The organism is Citrobacter sp. CK189 (assembly GCF_030333505.1).
Taxonomy (GTDB): Bacteria; Pseudomonadota; Gammaproteobacteria; order Enterobacterales; family Enterobacteriaceae; genus Citrobacter_B; species Citrobacter_B koseri.
In genome coordinates, this window is record NZ_JAOWFV010000039.1 from 93,568 (window position 1) to 118,056 (window position 24,489).

The following is a 24,489-nucleotide window of genomic DNA, read 5'->3' on the forward strand; positions in this document are numbered from 1 at the left end:
GATTAGCTATGAAACTCTTCGCCCAGGGCTCCACGCTGGATCTCTCTCACCCACACGTAATGGGCATCCTGAACGTCACGCCGGATTCTTTCTCCGATGGCGGGACGCACAATACGCTGGTGGAGGCGGTGAAGCACGCTAATCTGATGATTAACGCCGGAGCGACGATTATTGATGTCGGCGGCGAATCAACGCGACCGGGTGCGGCGGATGTCAGCGTTGAAGAAGAACTGGAACGCGTGATCCCGGTGGTTGAGTCCATCGCCCAGCGTTTTGAGGTATGGATTTCAGTGGATACCTCAAAACCGGAGGTGATTCGGGAATCGGCAAGAGTGGGCGCTCACATCATCAACGACATTCGCTCCCTCTCTGAACCGGGCGCGCTTGAGGCGGCGGCTGAGACTGGTTTACCGGTCTGCCTGATGCATATGCAAGGGCAGCCTAAAACAATGCAGGAAGCGCCAAAGTACGAAGACGTTTTTGCAGAGGTCAATCGCTACTTTATTGACCAAATAGCATGCTGTGAAAGGGCAGGCATCGCAAAAGAGAAATTGTTGCTCGACCCGGGATTCGGTTTCGGTAAAAATCTCTCCCATAACTATACGTTACTGGCACGTCTGGCAGAGTTTCATCATTTTAACCTGCCGCTGCTGGTGGGAATGTCACGTAAATCGATGATTGGTCAGTTGCTCAACGTCGGACCCTCCGATCGTTTGAGCGGGAGCCTGGCGTGTGCGGTTATCGCCGCAATGCAGGGGGCGCATATCATTCGTGTCCATGACGTTAAAGAAACCGTAGAAGCGATGCGTGTGGTAGAAGCCACCCTGTCTGCAAAGGAAAATAAACGCTATGAGTAATCGTAAATATTTTGGCACCGATGGGATCCGTGGTCGTGTAGGCGATGCGCCCATTACTCCTGACTTTGTGCTTAAGCTGGGCTGGGCCGCAGGGAAAGTGCTGGCGCGTCATGGTTCACGTAAAATCATTATCGGTAAAGACACGCGTATTTCTGGCTATATGCTGGAGTCTGCGCTGGAAGCCGGTCTGGCGGCGGCGGGATTGTCTGCCTCTTTTACCGGCCCGATGCCGACGCCTGCGGTGGCTTATCTGACCCGAACCTTCCGTGCAGAGGCCGGGATCGTTATCTCCGCTTCACATAACCCGTTTTATGACAACGGGATTAAATTCTTCTCCATTGACGGCACCAAACTGCCTGATGAAGTTGAAGAGGCCATTGAAGCAGAGATGGAAAAAGAGATCACCTGCGTGGATTCCTCTGAGCTGGGTAAAGCCAGCCGTATTGTGGATGCTGCGGGGCGCTACATTGAGTTCTGCAAAGGTACGTTCCCGAACGAACTGAGCCTGAATGAGCTGAAGATTGTTGTGGATTGCGCCAACGGTGCGACCTATCACATTGCACCGAACGTCCTGCGTGAACTGGGTGCGAATGTCATTGCGATTGGCTGTGAGCCGAACGGCGTCAATATTAATGAAGAAGTCGGCGCTACGGATGTGCGTGCGCTACAGGCGCGCGTGATCGCGGAGAAAGCCGATTTAGGGATCGCGCTGGACGGCGACGGCGATCGCGTGATCATGGTTGACCATGAAGGGAATAAAGTCGATGGCGATCAGATCATGTATATCATCGCCCGCGAAGGTTTGCGTCAGGGTCAACTGCGCGGTGGCGCAGTCGGTACGCTGATGAGCAACATGGGTCTGGAGCTGGCGTTGAAACAGCTGGGCATTCCGTTCGCGCGTGCTAAAGTTGGCGACCGCTACGTGCTGGAAAAACTGCAAGAAAAAGGCTGGCGTATTGGGGCGGAAAACTCCGGCCACGTTATTCTGCTGGATAAAACCACCACCGGTGACGGTATTGTCGCGGGGCTACAGGTTCTGGCGGCGATGGTGCGTAACCACATGAGTCTGCACGATTTGTGCAGCGGCATGAAAATGTTCCCGCAGATTCTGGTTAACGTACGTTATGCGGCCGGTAGCGGCGATCCGCTGGAGAATGACAACGTTAAGGCGGTGACGGCGGAAGTCGAAGCGGCGCTGGGAAATCGTGGTCGCGTGCTGCTGCGTAAGTCCGGTACTGAACCGTTAATTCGCGTAATGGTAGAAGGCGAGGATGAAGCACAGGTTACTGAGTTTGCTCATCGTATTGCGGATGCCGTAAAAGCGGTTTAATCCTGGTGATAAGTGACTAAAAAGGCGGCGTTTGCCGCCTTTTTGTTGCAGGAAAAAGACCTTTTTGCTGTTTTTTTCCGCAGTTGATACAATGCACTAAAATTGCCCTTGCGAAGGTCATTCGCTTTGGTTAGTATTCACACCCGCTTCAGTGGGAAACAGTAAATTATCCCGCTTTATTGGTTGAAGCATTGGTATGCGGCAACTCCGCAAGGAACAGGTTGATTATGTACGAAGCTCTTTTGGTAGTTTTCCTTATTGTGGCAATTGGCCTGGTAGGCTTGATCATGCTACAGCAAGGTAAAGGCGCTGATATGGGAGCCTCCTTTGGAGCAGGCGCTTCCGCTACGCTGTTTGGTTCAAGTGGTTCTGGTAACTTCATGACCCGTATGACGGCTGTGCTGGCAACGCTGTTCTTCATCATCAGTCTGGCGCTGGGCAATATCAACAGCAACAAGACCAATAAAGGAAGTGAGTGGGAAAATCTGAGCGCTCCGGCAAAAACCGAGCAGACTCAGCCAGTTGCACCGGCACAGCCGAGCAGCGATATCCCACACTAAGATTTCCGTGCCGAGGTGGTGGAATTGGTAGACACGCTACCTTGAGGTGGTAGTGCCCAATAGGGCTTACGGGTTCAAGTCCCGTCCTCGGTACCAATATTCCGAAAGAAAGACGCTGAAAAGCGTCTTTTTTTTCGTCTGTATTTCGCGGGGGTTATAGACTTTGTTTTTGTCGGTTGGATAAGGCGTTTACGCCTCCATCCGACATGTTACGTAATGTGCCTGATGGCACTTCGTTTATCAGGCCTACACCGCCCACAAAAAAGGCCGCTTACGCGGCCTTTAATCGTTGTCCGTTAACTTACTTGCTTTTGTTTTCCAGATTCTCAACCTGCGGCAAACCTGTCGCGGAAGAGGCGGAAAGCAGGCCTGACTGCGCATAACCAAACAGTTTTTCACGCGTATCGGTGATATCCAGATTGCGCATCGTCAACTGACCGATACGGTCATCCGGCGAGAACACGGAGTCACCTTTTTCCATCGTCAGACGCTCTGGTTTGTAGGTCAGATTGTCAGAGACGGTATTCAGGATCGAGTAGTCGTTACCACGACGCAGCTCCAGCGTGACTTCACCGGTAATCTGGCTGGCCACCCAACGTTGCAGACCGTCACGCAGCATTAGCGCCTGGGAGTCAAACCAGCGGCCCTGATACAGCAGGCGGCCTAACTGACGGCCATGCGCATGATATTGCTCGATAGTGTCTTCGTTGTGGATGCCGGTCAGCAGACGCTCATAGGCGATATGCAGCAGAGCCATCCCCGGCGCTTCATAGATACCCCGGCTCTTCGCTTCGATGATACGGTTCTCAATCTGATCGCTCATGCCCAGACCGTGACGGCCGCCGATACGGTTAGCTTCCAGCATCAGTTCAACATCATCGCTGAAGGTCTTACCGTTTAGCGCGACAGGATGCCCCTGTTCAAAGCGCACGGTAACTTCTTCCGCCGGGATTTTCACGTTTTCATCCCAGAACTTGACGCCCATGATTGGATTGACGATTTTGACGCTGGAGTTCAGGAATTCCAGATCTTTGGCTTCATGGGTCGCGCCGAGCATGTTGGAGTCAGTGGAATAGGCTTTTTCGACGGACATCTTGTAGTCGAAACCGCAGGCAATCATAAACTCGGACATCTCATGACGACCGCCCAGCTCATCAATAAAGTCGGTATCCAGCCACGGTTTGTAAATCTGTAGCTCCGCGTTGGTCAACAGGCCGTAACGGTAGAAACGCTCGATGTCGTTTCCTTTATAGGTACTGCCGTCGCCCCAGATGTTAACACCATCTTCCTTCATCGCAGCGACCAGCATCGTGCCGGTAACGGCGCGGCCCAGCGGCGTGGTGTTGAAATAGGTCAGTCCGCCGGTGGTGTTATGGAAAGCGCCGCACTGAATCGCGGCGATCCCTTCGGCAACCAGCTGTTTACGGCAATCAATCAGGCGAGCGTTCTCTGCACCGTATTCCATTGCGCGACGAGGAATGGCGTCATAGTCATCCTCATCCGGCTGACCCAGATTCGCAGTATATGCATAAGGGACAGCGCCTTTTTGTCGCATCCACAGCAGTGCAGCACTGGTGTCCAGGCCGCCGGAAAAAGCGATACCAATACGTTGACCTACCGGAAGATGCTTGAGAATCGTCGTCATAAATAAAACCCTGCTTGATAGACTGATGAAGAGATCGGCTTTCTGCTCTCAGTGCATTTTTATGCAAAATAAGTGAGTTTTCATTTAATCATCTTTTACGGATGACAGGAAGAGTTTAGTGATAATTTCGTTAAAAAACGGTATGGGGTGGCTTCTTTCCTGACTGGCGCGGCTTCTTAACGGAGGCCGGGTTGGTATTCATTCATGTGCATATTATTAACGCGGTTGACATATCGCATATCGAATCAATATAATACGCGCAGATTTTACGTCCCGTCCTCGGTACCAAATCCCAGCAGTATTTGCATCTTTTACCCAAAGCGAGTAAAATTTGCCACGTTTCAGGCGCGGGGTGGAGCAGCCTGGTAGCTCGTCGGGCTCATAACCCGAAGGTCGTCGGTTCAAATCCGGCCCCCGCAACCACTTTCCCTTAGAGTTCTTTTTCAAATATACTGTGAAGACTTAGGCCTTCGTAGCTGGATTTGAAAAAAATTCTTTCGGAAGGTTCTCCAGACCGCAGTTGCGGTTATAGGGTTCAGTTATCTAAAGCCCCGATTTATCGGGGTTTTTTGTTATCTGACTACAGAATAACTGGGCTTTAGGCCCTTTTTTTATGTCTTGGGGGTGGGCTTGTCCACATTAGAGCAAAAATTAACAGAGATGATTACAGCGCCAGTTGAAGCCTTAGGTTACGAACTGGTCGGCATCGAATTTATTCGCGGTCGCACATCCACACTGCGCATCTATATTGATAGTGAAGATGGCATCAATGTTGATGATTGTGCTGATGTGAGTCACCAGGTGAGCGCGGTGCTGGATGTCGAAGATCCCATCACTGTGGCATACAACCTGGAAGTCTCCTCGCCAGGTCTCGACCGTCCTATGTTCACGGCTGAGCACTACGCGCGTTTCCTGGGTGAAGAAGTGACGCTGGTACTTCGTATGGCGGTACAAAACCGTCGTAAATGGCAGGGCGTTATCAAAGCGGTTGACGGTGAAATGATCACTGTCACAGTCGAAGGTAAAGATGAAGTGTTCGCGCTGAGTAATATCCAGAAGGCGAACCTGGTTCCCCACTTTTAATAGTCTGGATTGAGGTGAAAAGCCCGCGATGAACAAAGAAATTTTGGCCGTTGTTGAAGCCGTTTCCAATGAGAAAGCGCTGCCACGCGAGAAGATTTTTGAAGCGCTGGAAAGTGCGCTGGCTACAGCAACGAAGAAAAAATACGAACAAGAGATCGATGTTCGCGTACAAATCGATCGTAAAAGCGGTGATTTCGATACCTTCCGTCGTTGGTTAATCGTAGAAGAAGTCACGCTGCCGACAAAAGAAATTACGCTGGAAGCGGCGCGTTTTGAAGACGAAAGCCTGAACCTGGGCGACTACGTTGAAGATCAGATTGAATCTGTCACCTTTGACCGTATCACCACCCAGACGGCAAAACAGGTTATCGTACAGAAAGTACGTGAAGCCGAGCGTGCGATGGTGGTCGATCAGTTCCGCGAGCACGAAGGCGAAATCATCACCGGCGTGGTGAAGAAAGTAAACCGCGACAACATCTCTTTGGATCTGGGCAGCAATGCTGAAGCCGTGATCCTGCGTGAAGATATGCTGCCGCGCGAAAACTTCCGTCCTGGCGACCGTATTCGTGGCGTTCTGTACTCCGTTCGCCCGGAAGCGCGCGGTGCGCAACTGTTTGTGACGCGTTCCAAACCGGAAATGCTGATCGAGCTGTTCCGTATCGAAGTACCGGAAATCGGCGAAGAAGTCATCGAAATTAAAGCGGCGGCTCGCGATCCGGGTTCCCGTGCGAAAATCGCGGTGAAAACCAACGACAAGCGTATCGATCCGGTCGGCGCCTGTGTGGGTATGCGTGGTGCGCGCGTTCAGGCCGTTTCTACTGAACTGGGCGGCGAGCGTATCGATATCGTCCTGTGGGATGATAACCCGGCGCAGTTCGTGATTAACGCGATGGCGCCAGCAGACGTCGCTTCTATCGTGGTGGATGAAGATAAACACACCATGGATATCGCTGTTGAAGCCGGTAATCTGGCTCAGGCGATCGGACGTAATGGTCAGAACGTCCGTCTGGCTGCGCAACTGAGCGGCTGGGAACTTAACGTGATGACGGTTGATGACTTGCAGGCTAAGCATCAGGCTGAAGCACATGCAGCGATCGATACCTTCACCAAATATCTCGATATTGATGAAGAGTTCGCAACCGTACTGGTTGAAGAAGGTTTCGCGACGCTGGAAGAACTGGCCTACGTGCCAATGAAAGAACTGCTGGAAATCGACGGGCTGGATGAACCGACCGTTGAAGCGCTGCGCGAGCGTGCCAAAAACGCACTGACCACTCTGGCACTGGCCCAGGAAGAAAGCCTTGGTGATAACAAACCGTCTGACGATCTGCTGAATCTGGAAGGATTGGGTCGCGACCTGGCATTCAAACTGGCTGCCCGTGGTGTTTGTACGCTGGAAGATCTCGCTGAGCAGGGCATTGATGATCTGGCTGATATCGAAGGGTTGACCGACGAAAAAGCCGGTGAGCTGATTATGGCTGCCCGTAATATTTGCTGGTTCGGCGACGAAGCGTAATAAACTGTAGCAGGAAGGAACAGCATGACAGATGTAACCGTAAAAGCGCTGGCCGCAGAGATACAGACCTCCGTGGATCGCCTGGTACAGCAATTCGCTGATGCCGGTATCCCGAAGTCTGCTGATGACTCTGTGTCCGCACAAGAAAAACAGACTTTACTGGCGCACCTGAATCGTGAAAATGGTTCAGGGCCGGATAAGTTGACGCTGCAACGTAAAACGCGCAGCACGTTGAATATTCCAGGTACCGGTGGAAAAAGTAAATCGGTACAAATCGAAGTCCGCAAGAAACGCACCTTTGTGAAACGCGATCCGCAAGAGACAGAACGTCTCGCTGCGGAAGAGCAGGCGCAGCGTGAAGCGGAAGAGCAAGCCCGTCGTGAGGCAGAAGAAACAGCCAAACGCGAGGCGCAACAAAAAGCTGACCGTGAGGCCGCAGAACAAGCTAAACGTGACGCCGCTGAAAAAGCGAAACGTGAAGCTGCGGAAAAAGACAAAGTGAGCAATCAACAGACTGACGATATGACCAAAACCGCCCAGGCCGAAAAAGCCCGCCGTGAAAATGAAGCAGCAGAGCTGAAGCGTAAAGCGGAAGAAGAAGCGCGTCGCAAACTTGAAGAAGAAGCGCGTCGCGTAGCAGAAGAAGCTCGCCGCATGGCGGAAGAGAACAAATGGACTGATAACGCGGAGCCGACTGAAGACACCAGCGATTATCACGTTACCACGTCTCAACACGCCCGCCAGGCCGAAGACGAAAACGACCGTGAAGTTGAAGGCGGCCGTGGTCGTAGTCGCAATGCGAAAGCAGCGCGTCCGGCGAAAAAAGGCAACAAACACTCTGAATCGAAAGCCGATCGTGAAGAAGCCCGTGCGGCCGTTCGCGGCGGTAAAGGCGGTAAAAACCGTAAAGGTTCTGCTCTGCAACAGAGCTTCCAGAAACCGGTTCAGGCTGTTAACCGTGACGTTGTGATTGGTGAAACCATCACCGTTGGCGAGCTGGCGAACAAGATGGCGGTAAAAGGCTCTCAGGTCATCAAAGCGATGATGAAACTGGGCGCGATGGCGACCATCAACCAGGTCATCGACCAGGAAACCGCACAGCTGGTTGCCGAAGAGATGGGCCACAAAGTTATCCTGCGTCGTGAAAACGAGCTGGAAGAAGCGGTAATGAGCGACCGTGATACAGGTGCGGCGGCTGAACCGCGCGCACCGGTTGTGACCATCATGGGTCACGTTGACCACGGTAAAACCTCTCTGCTGGACTACATTCGTTCAACGAAAGTGGCCTCTGGCGAAGCGGGCGGCATTACCCAGCACATCGGTGCTTACCACGTTGAAACCGACAACGGTATGATCACCTTCCTGGATACTCCGGGTCACGCCGCGTTTACCTCTATGCGTGCTCGTGGTGCGCAGGCAACGGATATCGTTGTTCTGGTTGTGGCGGCAGACGACGGCGTGATGCCGCAGACCATCGAAGCTATCCAGCACGCGAAAGCGGCGGGTGTGCCGGTTGTGGTTGCGGTGAACAAGATCGATAAGCCAGAAGCCGATCCGGATCGTGTTAAAAACGAACTGTCCCAGTACGGCATCCTGCCGGAAGAGTGGGGCGGCGAAAGCCAGTTCGTCCACGTATCTGCAAAAGCGGGTACTGGCATCGACGAACTGCTGGATGCAATCCTGTTGCAGGCTGAAGTCCTCGAACTGAAAGCAGTTCGTAAAGGCATGGCGAGCGGCGCGGTAATCGAATCCTTCCTGGATAAAGGTCGTGGTCCGGTTGCAACCGTCCTGGTTCGTGAAGGTACGCTGAACAAAGGCGACATCGTCCTGTGCGGCTTCGAATATGGCCGCGTTCGTGCAATGCGTAACGAACTGGGTCAGGAAGTGCTGGAAGCGGGTCCGTCCATTCCGGTTGAGATCCTGGGTCTGTCCGGCGTTCCGGCTGCCGGTGATGAAGTGACCGTGGTTCGTGACGAGAAGAAAGCTCGTGAAGTTGCGCTGTATCGTCAGGGTAAATTCCGCGAAGTTAAACTGGCGCGTCAGCAGAAATCTAAACTTGAGAACATGTTCGCTAACATGACCGAAGGCGAAGTTCATGAAGTGAACATCGTACTGAAAGCGGACGTTCAGGGCTCTGTGGAAGCAATCTCCGACTCTTTACTGAAACTGTCTACCGACGAAGTGAAAGTGAAGATCATCGGTTCCGGCGTAGGTGGTATCACCGAAACCGACGCAACCCTGGCTGCTGCATCCAACGCGATCCTGGTTGGCTTCAACGTGCGTGCCGATGCCTCTGCGCGTAAAGTGATTGAAGCGGAAAGCCTGGATCTGCGCTACTACTCCGTCATCTATAACCTGATCGACGAAGTGAAAGCGGCAATGAGCGGCATGCTGTCTCCAGAACTGAAACAGCAGATCATTGGTCTGGCTGAAGTCCGTGACGTGTTCAAATCACCGAAATTTGGCGCTGTCGCAGGCTGTATGGTTACTGAAGGTACGATTAAACGCCACAACCCGATCCGCGTACTGCGCGACAACGTAGTTATCTACGAAGGCGAGCTGGAATCCCTGCGCCGCTTCAAAGATGACGTTAACGAAGTCCGTAACGGCATGGAATGTGGTATCGGCGTTAAGAACTACAACGACGTTCGCGTTGGCGATATGATCGAAGTGTTCGAGATCATCGAGATCCAACGTACGATTGCGTAAGGTCGGCCGGGTTGTAGGCCGGATAAGGTGTTTACGCCGCCATCCGGCAATGTAATGCCTGATGGCGCCATGCTTATCAGGCCTACAGTTTATAGCCCACGCCACCCGGCATGAAATTTAAAAAGGGGCTTTTGGCCCCTTTTTTGTCTTTATTCTGGAGAATTTATTATGGCGAAAGAATTTGGTCGCCCGCAGCGCGTAGCCCAGGAAATGCAAAAAGAGATCGCTATCATCCTGCAACGCGAAATTAAAGATCCGCGTCTTGGCATGATGACCACCGTTTCCGGTGTGGAGATGTCCCGCGATCTGGCCTATGCCAAAGTGTATGTCACCTTTCTGAACGACAAAGATGAAGACGCGGTAAAAGCGGGCATCAAAGCGTTGCAGGAAGCGTCTGGCTTTATCCGTACCCTGCTGGGGAAAGCGATGCGTCTGCGTATCGTGCCGGAACTGACCTTCTTCTACGACAACTCGCTGGTTGAAGGGATGCGTATGTCTAACCTGGTGACTAACGTGGTGAAACATGACGAAGAACGTCGTGTGAACCCGGACGACAGCAAGGAGGACTAATGAGTCGTCCTCGTCGTCGTGGTCGCGACATTCACGGTGTCCTGCTGCTGGATAAGCCGCAGGGCATGTCCAGCAATGACGTCTTGCAGAAAGTAAAACGCATCTATAACGCCAACCGTGCCGGACATACCGGCGCGCTGGACCCGCTGGCGACGGGCATGTTGCCCATCTGCCTCGGGGAAGCGACAAAGTTTTCGCAGTATCTGCTGGATTCTGACAAACGTTATCGCGTGATTGCCCGCCTGGGGCAGCGTACCGACACCTCCGATGCCGATGGTCAAATCGTGCAGGAACGTCCGGTAACCTTCAGCGCAGAGCAGTTAGCTGCCGCGCTGGAGACGTTCCGTGGCGATATCGAGCAGATTCCATCGATGTATTCGGCGCTGAAGTATCAGGGCAAGAAGCTCTACGAATATGCGCGTCAGGGGATTGAAGTTCCCCGTGAAGCCCGCCCGATTACCGTTTACGAACTGCTGTTTATTCGCCATGAAGGGGATGAACTGGAGCTGGAGGTTCACTGCTCGAAGGGCACCTACATTCGCACCATTATCGATGATTTGGGTGAGAAACTTGGGTGTGGCGCGCATGTGATCTTCCTGCGACGTCTGGCGGTCAGTAAATATCCGGTTGACCGTATGGTCACGCTGGAACAGCTACGTGAGCTTGTTGAACAGGCGGAACGGCAGGATATTCCGGCTGCGCAACTGTTAGATCCGCTGCTGATGCCGATGGACAGTCCGGCTTCGGACTATCCAGTTGTCAATCTTCCTTTAACGTCATCGGTTTACTTTAAAAACGGTAACCCGGTACGGACGACAGGCGTGCCGCTTGAAGGGCTGGTTCGCGTGACGGAAGGTGATGACGAAAAATTTATTGGCATGGGCGAAATTGACGATGAAGGCCGCGTGGCGCCTCGTCGGTTAGTGGTTGAGTACCCGGCGTAATGCTGCTCCGTCTTGCGATAACAGGGCGCTACGAGTAGAATACCGCCGCTTAACGTCACGTAAATTTTTTAACAAGTTCGCGCGGCGTTTACATGGGGTCGCTGAATTAGAGATTGGCACCCTTTCATTCTTTATTATTTTTGGAGTTCATCATGTCTCTAAGCGTTGAAGCTAAAGCTAAAATCGTTTCTGAGTTTGGTCGTGGTACTAACGACAGCGGTTCTACCGAAGTTCAGGTTGCTCTGCTGACTGCACAGATTAACCACCTGCAGGGCCACTTTGCAGAGCACAAAAAAGATCACCACAGCCGTCGTGGTCTGCTGCGCATGGTTTCTCAGCGTCGTAAACTGCTCGACTACCTGAAACGTAAAGATGTTGCACGTTACACCGCGCTGATCGAGCGTCTGGGTCTGCGTCGCTAATTCTTGCGAGTTTCAGAAAGAGGGGGCCTTCATGGCCCCTTTTTTCAACCAGACGGCAGCAATTCACTGGAAACTAATGTATTGTTGCTATGGATGATCTTCCGTTGCAGAGGTTCGCGCGGCTAATGAGAGGCTTCACCCAAAGAGCATGGGTTAGGGTTGTCATTAGTCGCGAGGATGCGCAGAAGATCGGGTATTAACGATGGCGCCTGAGTGTGCCGTCAAAAATTAAGAAAGGGTATTATTTTGCTTAATCCGATCGTTCGTAAATTCCAGTACGGTCAGCATACCGTTACGCTGGAAACTGGCATGATGGCGCGTCAGGCAACTGCCGCCGTTATGGTAAGCATGGATGACACTGCGGTATTCGTTACCGTTGTTGGTCAGAAAAAAGCGAAGCCGGGCCAGGATTTCTTCCCGCTGACCGTTAACTATCAGGAGCGTACTTACGCTGCTGGCCGTATCCCGGGCAGCTTCTTCCGTCGTGAAGGCCGTCCGAGCGAAGGCGAAACCTTGATCGCGCGTCTGATTGACCGCCCGGTTCGTCCGCTGTTCCCGGAAGGCTTCGTTAACGAAGTTCAGGTTATCGCAACCGTCGTTTCCGTTAACCCGCAGGTTAACCCGGATATCGTCGCGATGATCGGTGCTTCCGCCGCGCTGTCTCTGTCCGGCATTCCGTTCAACGGCCCGATTGGCGCCGCGCGTGTTGGTTATATCAATGACCAGTATGTACTGAACCCGACTCAGGACGAACTGAAAGAAAGTAAGCTGGACCTGGTGGTTGCCGGTACTGAAGCGGCTGTTCTGATGGTTGAATCCGAAGCAGAACTGCTGAGCGAAGACACCATGCTGGGCGCCGTGGTATTCGGCCACGAGCAGCAGCAGATTGTGATTCAAAACATCAACGATCTGGTGAAAGAAGCGGGCAAACCGCGTTGGGACTGGCAGCCGGAAGCGGTAAACGAAGCGCTGAACGCGCGCGTTGCTGCGCTGGCCGAAGCTCGCCTGAGCGACGCTTACCGTATCACCGACAAACAGGAGCGTTATGCTCAGGTTGACGTGATCAAATCTGAAACCATCGCTGCGCTGGTTGCAGAAGACGAAACCCTGGACGAAAACGAACTGGGCGAAATCCTGCACGCGATCGAGAAAAACGTTGTTCGTAGCCGCGTACTGGCCGGCGAGCCGCGTATTGATGGCCGTGAAAAAGACATGATCCGTGGTCTGGACGTGCGTACTGGCGTGCTGCCGCGTACTCACGGTTCCGCGCTGTTCACTCGTGGCGAAACGCAGGCGCTGGTCACGGCGACGCTGGGTACCGCTCGTGACGCGCAGGTTCTTGATGAACTGATGGGCGAACGCACTGACAGCTTCCTGTTCCACTACAACTTCCCTCCGTACTCCGTTGGCGAAACCGGCATGGTCGGTTCTCCGAAGCGTCGTGAAATTGGTCACGGTCGTCTGGCGAAGCGCGGCGTTCTGGCAGTTATGCCGGAAATGGACAAATTCCCGTACACCGTTCGCGTGGTGTCTGAAATCACCGAATCCAACGGGTCTTCCTCTATGGCTTCCGTGTGTGGCGCTTCCCTGGCGCTGATGGACGCAGGCGTGCCGATTAAAGCGGCCGTTGCGGGTATCGCGATGGGTCTGGTGAAAGAAGGCGACAACTTTGTTGTTCTGTCTGACATCCTGGGCGACGAAGACCACCTGGGCGATATGGACTTCAAAGTGGCGGGTTCCCGCGACGGTATCTCTGCGTTGCAGATGGATATCAAAATTGAAGGTATCACCAAAGAGATCATGCAGGTTGCGCTGAACCAGGCAAAAGGTGCGCGTCTGCACATCCTGGGCGTGATGGAACAGGCGATCAACGCGCCGCGTGGCGACATTTCTCAGTTCGCTCCGCGTATCCACACCATCAAGATCAACCCGGACAAGATCAAAGACGTTATCGGTAAGGGCGGTTCTGTTATCCGTGCTCTGACCGAAGAAACCGGCACCACCATTGAAATTGAAGATGACGGTACGGTGAAGATCGCGGCGACCGACGGCGAAAAAGCGAAACATGCTATCCGTCGTATCGAAGAGATCACTGCGGAAATCGAAGTGGGCCGTATCTACAATGGTAAAGTGACCCGCATCGTTGACTTTGGCGCGTTTGTTGCCATTGGCGGCGGTAAAGAAGGTCTGGTACACATCTCTCAGATCGCTGACAAGCGCGTAGAGAAAGTGACCGATTACCTGCAAATGGGTCAGGAAGTACCGGTTAAAGTTCTGGAAGTTGATCGCCAGGGCCGCGTACGTCTGAGCATTAAAGAAGCAACTGAGCAGTCTCAACCAGCTGCTGCGCCGGAAGCTCCGGCAGCAGAACAGGGCGAGTAAGGTTGCTATTTGCCCTCCGCTTTGGCGGAGGGCCTTTGACCCGGCAGGACGCCTTGTCAGCAACCGGGGAACAGGACGTTCATTCAATCGTTGTCTTCGGGAGTGGGAAATGAAGCCTTTTTTGCGCTGGTGTTTCGTTGCGACAGCACTCACGCTGGCAGGATGCAGCAACTCTGCCTGGCGTAAGAGTGAAGTCCTCGCGGTGCCATTGCAACCGACTTTGCAGCAGGAAGTGATTCTGGCACGCATGGAACAAATTCTTGCCAGTCGGGCTTTAACCGATGACGAACGCGCACAGCTTTTATATGAGCGCGGAGTGTTGTATGATAGTCTGGGTCTGAGGGCATTAGCGCGAAATGATTTTTCACAAGCGCTGGCAATCCGACCGGATATGCCTGAAGTATTCAATTACTTAGGCATTTATTTAACGCAGGCAGGCAATTTTGATGCTGCCTATGAAGCGTTTGATTCTGTACTTGAGCTTGATCCAACTTACAACTACGCGTACTTAAATCGCGGTATCGCATTGTATTACGGCGGTCGCGACAAGTTAGCGCAAGATGATCTGCTGGCGTTTTATCAAGACGATCCCAATGATCCTTTCCGCAGCCTGTGGCTTTATCTCGCTGAGCAGAAGCTCGATGAGAAGCAGGCGAAAGAAGCGTTAAAGCAACGCTTCGAGAAATCGGATAAAGAACAATGGGGATGGAACATTGTCGAGTTCTACCTGGGCAACATTAGCGAAGCAACGCTGATGGAACGCCTGAAGGCGGACGCAACGGATAACACCTCGCTCGCTGAGCATCTCAGTGAAACCAACTTCTATTTAGGTAAGTATTACCTAAGTCTGGGGGATTTGGACAACGCTACGGCATTGTTCAAACTGGCGGTGGCTAACAACGTTCATAACTTTGTTGAGCACCGATACGCATTGTTGGAATTATCGCTCCTGGGCCAGGACCAAGATGACCTGGCAGAATCGGACCAGCAATAGCTGACGTACACATCAGCCCGTAATCTTTTTGATTGCCATCACCTTCACGGGTGAGGGCGTTGTTGTTCGTTAATACACCTACTTTGAGCCGGTTCACACTTTTCAATGAAAATTGCAGATCAATTTCATGATGAGTTATGTAGACTGGCCGCCATTAATTTTGAGGCACACGTACTACATGGCTGAATTCGAAACCACTTTTGCAGATCTGGGCCTGAAGGCTCCTATCCTTGACGCCCTTAACGATCTGGGTTACGAAAAACCATCTCCAATCCAGGCAGAGTGCATCCCGCATCTGCTGGGCGGTCGCGATGTTCTGGGTATGGCCCAGACCGGTAGCGGCAAAACCGCAGCGTTCTCCTTACCGCTGCTTAACAATCTTGATCCTGAGCTGAAGGCACCTCAGATTCTGGTGCTGGCACCGACCCGCGAACTGGCGGTTCAGGTTGCTGAAGCCATGACGGATTTCTCTAAACATATGCGCGGCGTGAACGTGGTTGCCCTGTACGGCGGCCAGCGTTATGACGTGCAGTTACGCGCCCTGCGTCAAGGGCCGCAGATCGTTGTCGGTACGCCGGGACGTCTGCTTGATCACTTAAAACGCGGCACGCTGGATCTCTCTAAACTGAGCGGTCTGGTGCTGGACGAAGCCGACGAAATGCTGCGTATGGGCTTCATCGAAGACGTTGAAACCATCATGGCGCAGATTCCTGAAGGTCATCAGACCGCACTGTTCTCTGCCACCATGCCGGAAGCGATTCGTCGCATTACCCGCCGCTTTATGAAAGAGCCGCAGGAAGTACGCATTCAGTCCAGCGTGACCACGCGTCCTGACATCAGCCAGAGCTACTGGACTGTCTGGGGCATGCGTAAAAACGAAGCGTTGGTGCGTTTCCTGGAAGCTGAAGATTTTGATGCGGCGATTATCTTCGTTCGTACTAAAAATGCGACCCTGGAAGTGGCTGAAGCGCTGGAGCGTAGCGGTTACAACAGCGCCGCGCTGAATGGCGACATGAACCAGGCGCTGCGTGAGCAGACTCTGGAGCGTCTGAAAGACGGTCGTCTGGATATCCTGATTGCAACTGACGTTGCGGCCCGTGGCCTGGACGTTGAGCGCATCAGCCTGGTTGTAAACTACGATATCCCGATGGACTCCGAGTCTTACGTTCACCGTATCGGCCGTACCGGTCGTGCGGGTCGTGCTGGCCGCGCGCTGCTGTTCGTTGAGAACCGCGAGCGTCGTCTGCTGCGCAACATTGAACGCACCATGAAGCTGACCATCCCGGAAGTGGAACTGCCGAACGCAGAACTGCTGGGCAAACGCCGTCTGGAAAAATTTGCAGCGAAAGTTCAGCAGCAGCTGGAAAGCAGCGATCTGGATCAGTACCGCGCACTGCTGGCGAAAATCCAGCCGACCGAAGAAGGCGAAGAGCTGGATCTCGAAACGCTGGCTGCCGCACTGCTGAAAATGGCGCAGGGCGAACGCACGCTGATCGTACCGCCGGATGCGCCGATGCGTCCTAAACGTGAATTCCGTGACCGTGATGACCGTGGTCCGCGCGATCGTAACGATCGTGGCCCGCGTGCTGACCGTGGTGACCGTGAAGATCGTCCGCGTCGTGAACGTCGTGACGTTGGCGATATGCAGTTGTACCGCATTGAAGTGGGCCGTGACGATGGTGTTGAAGTGCGTCATATCGTTGGCGCGATTGCTAACGAAGGCGACATCAGCAGCCGTTACATTGGTAACATCAAGCTGTTTGCTTCCCACTCCACCATTGAGCTGCCGAAAGGTATGCCGGGTGAGGTGTTGCAGCACTTTACGCGCACCCGCATCCTGAACAAGCCGATGAACATGCAGCTGCTGGGCGATGCGCAACCGCATTCCGGTAACGAGCGTCGTGGCGGTGGTCGTAGCTTCGGTGGCGAGCGTCGTGAAGGCGGTCGTGGTTTTGGCGGCGAACGTCGTGAAGGTGGCCGTGGTGATGGTCGTCGTTTCAGCGGTGAGCGTCGTGAAGGCCGTGCGCCGCGTCGTGACGACTCCACCGGTCGTCGTCGTTTCGGCGGTGATGCGTAATCCACGCTAAATCGCGGTCTCGTACCGTAAAGTAAAATATACAGCCCCGATGATTGCGATCGGGGCTTTTTTTATTTCTTTTGTACTCGCGTACTGGTACAGTGCGACACAATAAAATGCAGTCGCAATATTATTCACTGGAGAGAGGGCTGAATGGCAACACTAACCACCACCCAAACGTCACCTTCGCTGCTTGGCGGCGTGGTGATCATCGGCGGCACCATTATTGGCGCGGGAATGTTCTCCCTGCCGGTGGTCATGTCCGGTGCGTGGTTCTTCTGGTCGATGGCGGCGTTGGTGTTTACCTGGTTCTGTATGCTGCATTCCGGGCTGATGATCCTCGAAGCCAACCTCAACTACCGGATTGGCTCCAGCTTTGACACCATCACCAAAGACCTGCTGGGTAAAGGCTGGAACGTGGTGAATGGGATCTCTATTGCCTTTGTGCTCTATATCCTGACCTACGCCTATATCTCGGCGAGCGGCTCGATTCTGCATCATACCTTTGCTGAAATGTCGCTGAACGTTCCGGCGCGGACGGCAGGTTTTGCGTTTGCGTTGCTGGTGGCCTTTGTCGTCTGGTTGAGTACAAAAGCGGTTAGCCGGATGACGGCGATTGTGCTGGGCGCGAAAGTCATCACCTTCTTTCTGACCTTCGGCAGTCTGCTGGGGCACGTCACGCCGGCGACGCTGTTTAACGTGGCCGAAAGCAACGCGTCTTACACGCCGTACCTGCTGATGACATTGCCGTTTTGTCTGGCGTCGTTTGGTTATCACGGCAACGTGCCAAGCCTGATGAAATATTACGGTAAAGATCCGCGTACCATCGTGAAATGCCTGGTGTACGGTACGCTGATGGCGCTGGTGCTGTATACCATCTGGCTGTTGGGTACGATGGGTAATATTCCGCGCCCGGCGTTTATCGGTATTGCGCAGCAGGGCGGTAATATTGATGTGCTGGTACAGGCGCTGAGCGGCGTACTGAACAGCCGCAGTCTGGATCTGCTGCTGGTGGTGTTCTCTAACTTTGCGGTGGCGAGTTCGTTCCTCGGCGTGACGCTCGGTCTGTTTGACTATCTGGCGGATCTGTTTGGTTTTGATGATTCGGCGCTGGGGCGCTTCAAAACTGCGCTGCTGACTTTCCTGCCGCCGGTGATTGGTGGTCTGCTGTGGCCGAACGGGTTCCTGTATGCTATTGGCTATGCGGGGCTGGCGGCAACCATCTGGGCAGCCATTGTTCCGGCTCTGCTGGCGCGAGCTTCACGCCAACGCTTCGGCAGCCCGAAATTCCGTGTCTGGGGCGGCAAGCCGATGATTGCGCTGATCCTGGTATTCGGTATCGGCAACGCGCTGGTGCATATTCTGTCGAGCGTGAACTTGCTACCAGTGTACCAGTAAGTTTGTTGTGCCGGATGGCGGCTACGCCTTATCCGGCCTGAACAATCTCGTAGGCCCGGTAAGCGAAGCGCCACCGGGCAAAACAACGTACTACCCCACCAACTCTTCTTTCACCTGCATCGCCAGGTCAAACGAATGCAGCCGCGCCTGATGATCGAAAATCTGCCCGTTGACCATAATCTCATCCGCCTGCGTTTCGCGCAGAATAGATTCCAGCCCGTGACGTACTTTGGCTTTATCGCCCACCAGCGACATGCTCAGCGCCTGCTGCACGCCATATTGCTCGGACGGCGACCAGAACTGATCCATATTTTGAATTGGCGCGGGTAGCTGCCCGGTCTCGCCGCGACGCAGTTTCACAAACGCCTGCTGCATAGAGGTAAACAGAAATTCCGCATCGCGATTGCTGTCAGTGGCGATGATATTGATGCACACCATCGCATACGGTTTTTCCAGCCGCGCGGACGGCTTGAACTGGGTGCGATAGAGATGCAGCGCCTGGAACAGCATATCGGGTGCGAAGTGGGAGGCGAAGGCGAACGGCAGACCACGCTGCGCCGCCAGCTGTGCGCCGTACAGGCTGGAACCCAGCAGCCACACTGGGATCTTCTCGCCATAGCCCGGAACCGGGCGTACATGTGGATTGGGATCGCGCGCGTCGAACCAGTCCACCAGTTCAGCGACGTCGCGCGGGAAATTATCAATATCGCCACTCATATGACGGCGCAGCGCCATCATGGTGCGCTGATCGCTTCCCGGCGCGCGCCCCAGGCCCAGATCAATCCGTCCAGGATAGAGCGTATTCAGCGTACCGAACTGCTCGGCGATAACCAGCGGTGAGTGGTTGGGGAGCATCACCCCGCCAGAACCCAGATGCAACGTGGTGGTATTGGCGGCCAGATAGCCAATCAGCACCGATGTCGCCGCGCTGGCGATACCGGTCATGTTGTGATGTTCCGCCAGCCAGTAGCGGTGATAGCCGCGCCGTTCTGCCAGACGGGCGAGATCCAGTGAGTGTGAGAAGGCCTCTTTCGCAGAGGAGCCTTCGGGGATCGGTGCCAGATCCAGCAGCGAAAATGGAATGGTTTTGTCAGTCATAACGGCTCACTTTGTCGTCGGTGAATCATTTAATACTGCATTAAAATTTGATTACCGTTGTTAACAAAGTGAGCGGTATAAGGCGGGGCGCAAACATCAACTGCCTGATGGCGCTTCGCTTATCAGGCCTACAAGCGCATTGTAGGCCGGATAAAGCATTTATGCCGCCATCCGGCAAGGTTCAGTTACACCTGTAGTTCCAGACCGGCCAGGCGTTTCCAGTAACCGTTGCAGTCGCTGTGCGCGGCCAGCGGCAACGGCGCGCTGCCGTTTTCATTGGCGCGGAAGGCGTCGAGCATGGCGAATATCTCCGTACCCAGCGGGGAAAGGCGCACAATGTCGACCAGCCCCTGCATGGAGGTCAGTTCGTTGCCGAGGTTATAAACGTAGCCGCTCATGGTCTGAATACCGTTAAGCACGAACACCTGCTGATTCTCCTGCGACAACACGTTGCGCCCGTTCGGGTACTTGATGCAGCAGGTTTCACACTCATCTTTCGGGCGGTCTTCCGAACGTGCGGTAAAACAGCGGGCGGAGTACGCCAGCGGCAGATGACCGTAGCTCAGCACTTCCACTTCAAACTGATTGCGGATGCCGAGCTCATCGCACTGGTTCAGCAGATTCACCAGCCAGTCGCGGGAAAGCTCGACCGGCATGCACCAGCGCACCATGCCCTGTTTAAGCAGCAGACGTAGCGTTACCGCGTTATAGCAGTTAAGCGCGTGACCGGCGACAAACGGCAGCTTGCGCTCGGCGCACATATTCACGACGCCGAGATCGCTGGCCTCCAGCAGGAAGTCGCCGTTTTCCACATAGCGTTTCAGTTCGCCCAATTCAGAGGCGGCCTGTACCAGCGCCAGCGTGGAGAGCACGATCTGCTTGCCGCTTCCGGCAAGGGATTTCGCCATATCAAGCCAGTCGCCCACTTTGGTGGCGCGGCGTTTGCTGCACACCGCTTCGCCAAGGTAAATCACGTCGGCGCTGCTGGTGGCGGCCTGCTGATAAAATGCTTCCAGCGTCTCTTTCGACCAATAGTAAAGCACCGGCCCTAAGGAATATTTCATTGCTTCTCTCACTGCCATTTACGGTGATACGCGCCAAGCGTGGTCTGAGTGCCTTCGGACATGGAGCCAAGCGTCTCCATCCAGGCGCTTTGCGGGACGAAGTTTTGCGGGTCGGCTATGCAGCGGTCGATCGCCTGACGCCACACTTTCGCCACCTGGCTGACATACGCCGGGCTGCGCTGACGCCCTTCAATTTTCACCGAGGCGATATTCGCCGCCAGCAGGTCAGGCAGCAGTTCCAGCGTGTTGAGGCTGGTAGGTTCTTCCAGCGCGTGGTAGCGCTCGCCATCAACCAGATAGCGACCTTTACACAGCGTTGGATAACCGGCGTTCTCACCGTCCTGATAGCGGTCGATGAGCACCTCGTTCAGGCGCGATTCCAGCCCCTGAGAGGTCTGTTGCCAGCGCACGAAGCGGGCCGGGGAGCAGGCGCCGACGGTATTGGGGGATTCACCCGTCAGATAAGAGGAGAGGTAGCAACGGCCTTCCGCCATAATGCACAGGCTGCCGAAGGCGAAGACCTCCAGCGGTACGGGCGTGACGCGGGCGAGCTGTTTCACCTGATGAATGGAAAGCACGCGCGGCAGGACGACGCGCGCAACGTCAAAGTTGCGATGGTAGAAGTTAATTGCTTCTTCATTCGTTGCCGATGCCTGAACAGAGACATGGCGCTCAATATGCGGATAGCGTTCTGCTGCATACTCAAGCATAGCAAGGTCGGCCAGGATCAGCGCATCTGCGCCCAGTTGCGCCGCCATATCCACGGCACGCTGCCAGCGAACATATCCATCCGGGTGTGCAAACGTGTTAATCGCGATGTGCAGTTTACGGCGATGTTGATGGACGTAATTCACCGCTTCCTGCAATTTTTTCTCAGTAAAATTAAGACCGGCGAAGTGACGGGCGTTAGTATCATCTTTTAGCCCGATATAAACGGCATCAGCACCGTTCTCAATGGCCGCCTTAAGCGCCGGGAGATTTCCGGCAGGGCAGAGCAGCTCCATAATTATTCCTGAATGTTGCGCCGTCCAGGCCGCAAAATTGTTAACGAAGAGAGATTTTAGTTAACCTTGCTGCGACAATTTTTGATTTAAGGCAGTTAAAGGCGTATTGGTTACACCTATAACTGGGTAACAATTTCGTATCGAATTGTTGATTTACGCCGCTATGTCGTTTATCTGATATGGCAAAATAACGGGATTATTGAAACAGGGAGTAAAGCTCGTGTTGGATAAACTGCGCTCACGCTTAGTACATTTTGGCCCGTCTCTGATGAGTGTTCCGGTTAAACTGACGCCCTTTGCGCTGAAGCGCCAGGTTCTGGAACAGGTTCTGAGCTGGCAATTTCGTCAGGCGCTGGCAGATGGGGAGCTTGAGTTCCTCGAAGGCCGTTGGTTAAGTATTACGGTGCGTGATATTAACCTCAGATGGTACACCTCTGTTGAGAACGGCAAACTGATTGTCAGTCAGAACGCTGAGGCCGACGTGAGCTTTAGCGCCGATGCCAGCGACTTGTTGATGATTGCGGCGCGTAAGCAGGACCCTGATACGCTCTTCTTCCAGCGTCGTCTGGTCATTGAAGGCGATACAGAGTTAGGGCTGTATGTGAAAAACCTGATGGACGCCATCGAACTGGAGCAGATGCCGAAAGCGTTACGCATTATGCTGCTGCAACTGGCGGATTTTGTTGAGGCGGGTATGAAAACCTCGCCAGAAACCAAACAGACCTCGGTAGGTGAACCATGCTGATTCGAGTTGAAATTCCCATTGACGCGCCCGGTATCGACGCTTTGCTGCGCCGCACGTTCGAAAGCGATGCGGAAGCGAAGCTGGTGCATGACCTGCGCGAAGATGGCTTCCTGACGCTGGGTCTGGTCGCCACTGACGACGAAGGTCAGGTGGTTGGCTATGTGGCGTTTAGTCCGGTCGATGTACAGGGTGAAGACCTGCAATGGGTGGGAATGGCGCCGTTGGCGGTAGATGAAAACTACCGTGGACAAGGGCTTGCGCGCCAACTGGTCTACGAAGGACTGGATTCACTCAACGAGTTTGGCTATGCGGCGGTCGTCACGCTGGGCGAGCCGGCATTGTACAGCCGTTTCGGTTTTGAACTGGCGGCGCATTACGATCTTCATTGCCGCTGGCCGGGCACCGAAAGCGCTTTCCAGGTACACCGCCTGGCGGAAGACGCGCTGGACGGCGTGACGGGCCTGGTGGAATACCACGACCATTTCAATCGCTTTTAAGCGTTGGGGTTTGCAGGCTGGCCAGTAGCGCCTCAAACCCTTCACCTTCTGTCACGAGGCGCTCCTTCTGGCGCTTTGTGAGTCTCTTGATGCGATACTCCATGCGCAGGGCAAGCGAGCGTTCGCCGACCTGCGCCGAAAACGCCAGGGTGAGTTCCCCTTTTCCGCGCAACGCTTTTGCGCCTTTACCACTTTGATGCTGCTTATAGCGGCGCGCCACATCGGTCGTAATCCCGGTGTAGAGGGCATTGTCTGCGGTGCGGATCAGATACAGATACCAGGGTGTCATCATGACCATTAGCGTGTTAATTTTCAGATGCCCAGTATAAGAGAGAATAACGATGGAAACACTCACCGCGATAAGCCGCTGGCTGGCAAAGCAGCATGTGGTCACCTGGTGCGTTCAGCATGAGGGCGAACTCTGGTGCGCAAACGCGTTTTATCTGTTTGATGCGCAAAAGGTCGCGTTTTATGTACTCACGGAAGAGAAAACGCGCCATGCGCAGATGTCCGGCCCGCGCGCGCCCGTTGCCGGAACGGTCAACGGTCAGCCGAAAACGGTGGCGCGGATTCGCGGAATACAGTTTAAAGGGGAGATCCGCAAGCTTGAGGGCGAGGAACGCGATGCGGCGCGTCAGGCCTATCTCCGCCGCTTTCCTGTCGCCAGAATGCTGCCTGCGCCAGTATGGGAAATCCGCCTGGATGAAATTAAATTCACTGACAACACGTTGGGATTTGGCAAAAAAATGCACTGGCTACGCAGCCCGATCCGTAGCCTATAGTTAGATGAATGGTTGAGGTTATGGAGCGCGCGATGACTCAGGTGTTAATTACAGGGGCGACGGGGCTGGTGGGAGGACACCTCCTGCGGATGTTGCTTAATGAACCCCGGATTCATTCGATAGCCGCGCCCACACGCCGCCCTCTGGCGGATATGGTCGGCGTTTATAATCCTCACGATCCTCAACTGACCGATGCGCTGGCGCAGGTGACCGATCCGGTGGACATTGTTTTTTGCTGTCTGGGAACGACTCGCCGCGAGGCCGGAAGCAAAGAGGCGTTTATTCATGCGGATTATACGCTGGTGGTGGATACCGCGCTGACGGGGCGGCGGCTGGGCGCCCGGCATATGCTGGTCGTGAGTGCGATGGGCGCAAATGCGCGATCGCCGTTTTTCTATAACCGGGTCAAAGGTGAAATGGAAGAGGCGTTAATCGCCCAGCAATGGCCGCGCCTGACGATTGCGCGTCCCTCCATGTTGCTTGGCGACAGAGCTAAACACCGGATGAATGAAACGCTGTTTGCGCCGCTGTTCCGGCTGCTGCCGGGAAACTGGAAATCCATCGACGCCAGAGATGTGGCGCGTGCGATGCTGGAAGAGGCTCTGGCGCCGGAGCAAGAAGGCGTTACCATCCTGACCTCATCCCAGTTGCGGGAAAGGGCGTTATAGCATCTGTTCACTGCCGGATGGTGGCTAACGCCTTATCCGGCCTGGGATTTCGTGGCGTTCTCCAGGCCCGATAAGCGTGAGCGCCACCGGGCATTTTGCCCCCATCCAATAAAAAACGACGTTTCCAAACATTTCCCAAAGGCG

General features: G+C 54.2%; 23 protein-coding genes and 2 tRNA genes. 20 read left to right on the plus strand and 5 right to left on the minus strand.

The window, feature by feature from the left end:
• Positions 1 to 8 precede the first annotated feature (8 nt).
• From folP to OGV83_RS16150, 4 genes are all read left to right on the plus strand, one after another.
• Positions 9 to 857: a dihydropteroate synthase gene (gene folP, locus OGV83_RS16135; RefSeq protein WP_286464078.1), complete on the plus strand. Its 849-nt coding sequence runs from the start codon at positions 9 to 11 to the stop codon at positions 855 to 857.
• Entirely contained in the window at positions 850 to 2,187 is a 1,338-nt protein-coding gene (gene glmM / locus OGV83_RS16140; RefSeq protein WP_012135308.1) for a phosphoglucosamine mutase, read from the plus strand. The genes folP and glmM overlap by 8 nt, the downstream gene beginning before the upstream one ends.
• Positions 2,188 to 2,414: 227 nt before the next feature.
• The gene (gene secG, locus OGV83_RS16145; RefSeq protein ID WP_012135307.1) at positions 2,415 to 2,747 is read left to right on the plus strand and encodes a preprotein translocase subunit SecG; all 333 of its coding nucleotides are present in this window, start codon (positions 2,415 to 2,417) and stop codon (positions 2,745 to 2,747) included.
• A gap of 9 nt (positions 2,748 to 2,756) precedes the next feature.
• Positions 2,757 to 2,843, plus strand: a tRNA-Leu gene (locus tag OGV83_RS16150).
• A gap of 205 nt (positions 2,844 to 3,048) precedes the next feature.
• On the opposite strand, the gene argG is transcribed toward OGV83_RS16150, so the two are convergent.
• Positions 3,049 to 4,392, minus strand: a complete 1,344-nt coding sequence (gene argG, locus OGV83_RS16155) for an argininosuccinate synthase (protein ID WP_049010995.1) — start codon at positions 4,390 to 4,392, stop codon at positions 3,049 to 3,051.
• Positions 4,393 to 4,738: 346 nt separating this feature from the next.
• Here argG and OGV83_RS16160 point away from each other — a divergent pair.
• The 12 genes from OGV83_RS16160 (at position 4,739) to mtr (ending at position 18,487) form a co-directional block, all read left to right on the plus strand.
• Positions 4,739 to 4,815, plus strand: a tRNA-Met gene (locus OGV83_RS16160).
• A gap of 207 nt (positions 4,816 to 5,022) precedes the next feature.
• Positions 5,023 to 5,475: a ribosome maturation factor RimP gene (gene rimP, locus OGV83_RS16165; protein WP_012135304.1), complete on the plus strand. Its 453-nt coding sequence runs from the start codon at positions 5,023 to 5,025 to the stop codon at positions 5,473 to 5,475.
• A 28-nt stretch (positions 5,476 to 5,503) separates the two neighbouring features.
• Positions 5,504 to 6,991: a transcription termination factor NusA gene (gene nusA / locus OGV83_RS16170; protein ID WP_012135303.1), complete on the plus strand. Its 1,488-nt coding sequence runs from the start codon at positions 5,504 to 5,506 to the stop codon at positions 6,989 to 6,991.
• A gap of 24 nt (positions 6,992 to 7,015) precedes the next feature.
• Positions 7,016 to 9,700, plus strand: a complete 2,685-nt coding sequence (gene infB, locus OGV83_RS16175) for a translation initiation factor IF-2 (RefSeq protein WP_012135301.1) — start codon at positions 7,016 to 7,018, stop codon at positions 9,698 to 9,700.
• 168 nt (positions 9,701 to 9,868) lie between these two features.
• Positions 9,869 to 10,270 carry a 30S ribosome-binding factor RbfA gene (rbfA, locus tag OGV83_RS16180; RefSeq protein WP_001040203.1) on the plus strand — a complete coding sequence of 134 codons (402 nt, stop codon included), beginning with the start codon at positions 9,869 to 9,871 and terminating at the stop codon, positions 10,268 to 10,270.
• Positions 10,270 to 11,214 carry a tRNA pseudouridine(55) synthase TruB gene (truB, locus tag OGV83_RS16185; protein ID WP_012135299.1) on the plus strand — a complete coding sequence of 315 codons (945 nt, stop codon included), beginning with the start codon at positions 10,270 to 10,272 and terminating at the stop codon, positions 11,212 to 11,214. The genes rbfA and truB overlap by 1 nt, the downstream gene beginning before the upstream one ends.
• Positions 11,215 to 11,366: 152 nt before the next feature.
• Entirely contained in the window at positions 11,367 to 11,636 is a 270-nt protein-coding gene (gene rpsO / locus OGV83_RS16190) for a 30S ribosomal protein S15 (RefSeq protein ID WP_003861789.1), read from the plus strand.
• 246 nt (positions 11,637 to 11,882) lie between these two features.
• Positions 11,883 to 14,018 carry a polyribonucleotide nucleotidyltransferase gene (gene pnp, locus OGV83_RS16195; protein ID WP_047461008.1) on the plus strand — a complete coding sequence of 712 codons (2,136 nt, stop codon included), beginning with the start codon at positions 11,883 to 11,885 and terminating at the stop codon, positions 14,016 to 14,018.
• Positions 14,019 to 14,127: 109 nt separating this feature from the next.
• Positions 14,128 to 15,012 carry a lipoprotein NlpI gene (gene nlpI, locus OGV83_RS16200; RefSeq protein ID WP_012135296.1) on the plus strand — a complete coding sequence of 295 codons (885 nt, stop codon included), beginning with the start codon at positions 14,128 to 14,130 and terminating at the stop codon, positions 15,010 to 15,012.
• A gap of 105 nt (positions 15,013 to 15,117) precedes the next feature.
• Positions 15,118 to 15,198: a protein YrbN gene (gene yrbN / locus OGV83_RS16205; RefSeq protein ID WP_010723222.1), complete on the plus strand. Its 81-nt coding sequence runs from the start codon at positions 15,118 to 15,120 to the stop codon at positions 15,196 to 15,198.
• Complete coding sequence (gene deaD / locus OGV83_RS16210) at positions 15,191 to 17,089, plus strand: ATP-dependent RNA helicase DeaD (RefSeq protein ID WP_024130983.1); 1,899 nt, start codon at positions 15,191 to 15,193, stop codon at positions 17,087 to 17,089. Before yrbN ends, deaD begins: the two co-directional genes overlap by 8 nt.
• Before the next feature lie 153 nt (positions 17,090 to 17,242).
• Positions 17,243 to 18,487 carry a tryptophan permease gene (mtr, locus tag OGV83_RS16215; RefSeq protein ID WP_286464079.1) on the plus strand — a complete coding sequence of 415 codons (1,245 nt, stop codon included), beginning with the start codon at positions 17,243 to 17,245 and terminating at the stop codon, positions 18,485 to 18,487.
• Positions 18,488 to 18,577: 90 nt separating this feature from the next.
• Here the strand turns inward: mtr and OGV83_RS16220 are convergent, their stop codons facing one another.
• The 3 genes from OGV83_RS16220 to ubiU form a co-directional block, all read right to left on the minus strand.
• Positions 18,578 to 19,585, minus strand: a complete 1,008-nt coding sequence (locus OGV83_RS16220) for a luciferase-like monooxygenase (RefSeq protein ID WP_286464082.1) — start codon at positions 19,583 to 19,585, stop codon at positions 18,578 to 18,580.
• 185 nt (positions 19,586 to 19,770) lie between these two features.
• Positions 19,771 to 20,649 (minus strand): U32 family peptidase, encoded by an 879-nt coding sequence (locus OGV83_RS16225; RefSeq protein ID WP_024130982.1) that lies wholly within the window; start codon positions 20,647 to 20,649, stop codon positions 19,771 to 19,773.
• Positions 20,650 to 20,657: 8 nt separating this feature from the next.
• Positions 20,658 to 21,653, minus strand: a complete 996-nt coding sequence (gene ubiU / locus OGV83_RS16230; protein WP_275376069.1) for a ubiquinone anaerobic biosynthesis protein UbiU — start codon at positions 21,651 to 21,653, stop codon at positions 20,658 to 20,660.
• A 220-nt stretch (positions 21,654 to 21,873) separates the two neighbouring features.
• On the opposite strand from ubiU, the gene ubiT reads away from it, so the two are divergent.
• A complete protein-coding gene (gene ubiT, locus OGV83_RS16235) occupies positions 21,874 to 22,398 on the plus strand; it encodes a ubiquinone anaerobic biosynthesis accessory factor UbiT (protein ID WP_024130981.1) in 525 nt (174 codons plus the stop codon).
• The gene (locus OGV83_RS16240; protein WP_012135286.1) at positions 22,392 to 22,895 is read left to right on the plus strand and encodes a GNAT family N-acetyltransferase; all 504 of its coding nucleotides are present in this window, start codon (positions 22,392 to 22,394) and stop codon (positions 22,893 to 22,895) included. Before ubiT ends, OGV83_RS16240 begins: the two co-directional genes overlap by 7 nt.
• Here the strand turns inward: OGV83_RS16240 and OGV83_RS16245 are convergent.
• Positions 22,882 to 23,184 carry a GIY-YIG nuclease family protein gene (locus tag OGV83_RS16245; protein ID WP_024130980.1) on the minus strand — a complete coding sequence of 101 codons (303 nt, stop codon included), beginning with the start codon at positions 23,182 to 23,184 and terminating at the stop codon, positions 22,882 to 22,884. The two genes, OGV83_RS16240 and OGV83_RS16245, sit on opposite strands and share 14 nt — an antisense overlap.
• 52 nt (positions 23,185 to 23,236) lie before the next feature.
• On the opposite strand from OGV83_RS16245, the gene OGV83_RS16250 reads away from it, so the two are divergent.
• Positions 23,237 to 23,677 (plus strand): YhbP family protein, encoded by a 441-nt coding sequence (locus OGV83_RS16250; RefSeq protein ID WP_115614385.1) that lies wholly within the window; start codon positions 23,237 to 23,239, stop codon positions 23,675 to 23,677.
• A 32-nt stretch (positions 23,678 to 23,709) separates the two neighbouring features.
• Positions 23,710 to 24,345: an NAD(P)H-binding protein gene (locus OGV83_RS16255; RefSeq protein ID WP_024130979.1), complete on the plus strand. Its 636-nt coding sequence runs from the start codon at positions 23,710 to 23,712 to the stop codon at positions 24,343 to 24,345.
• Positions 24,346 to 24,489: the final 144 nt, after the last annotated feature.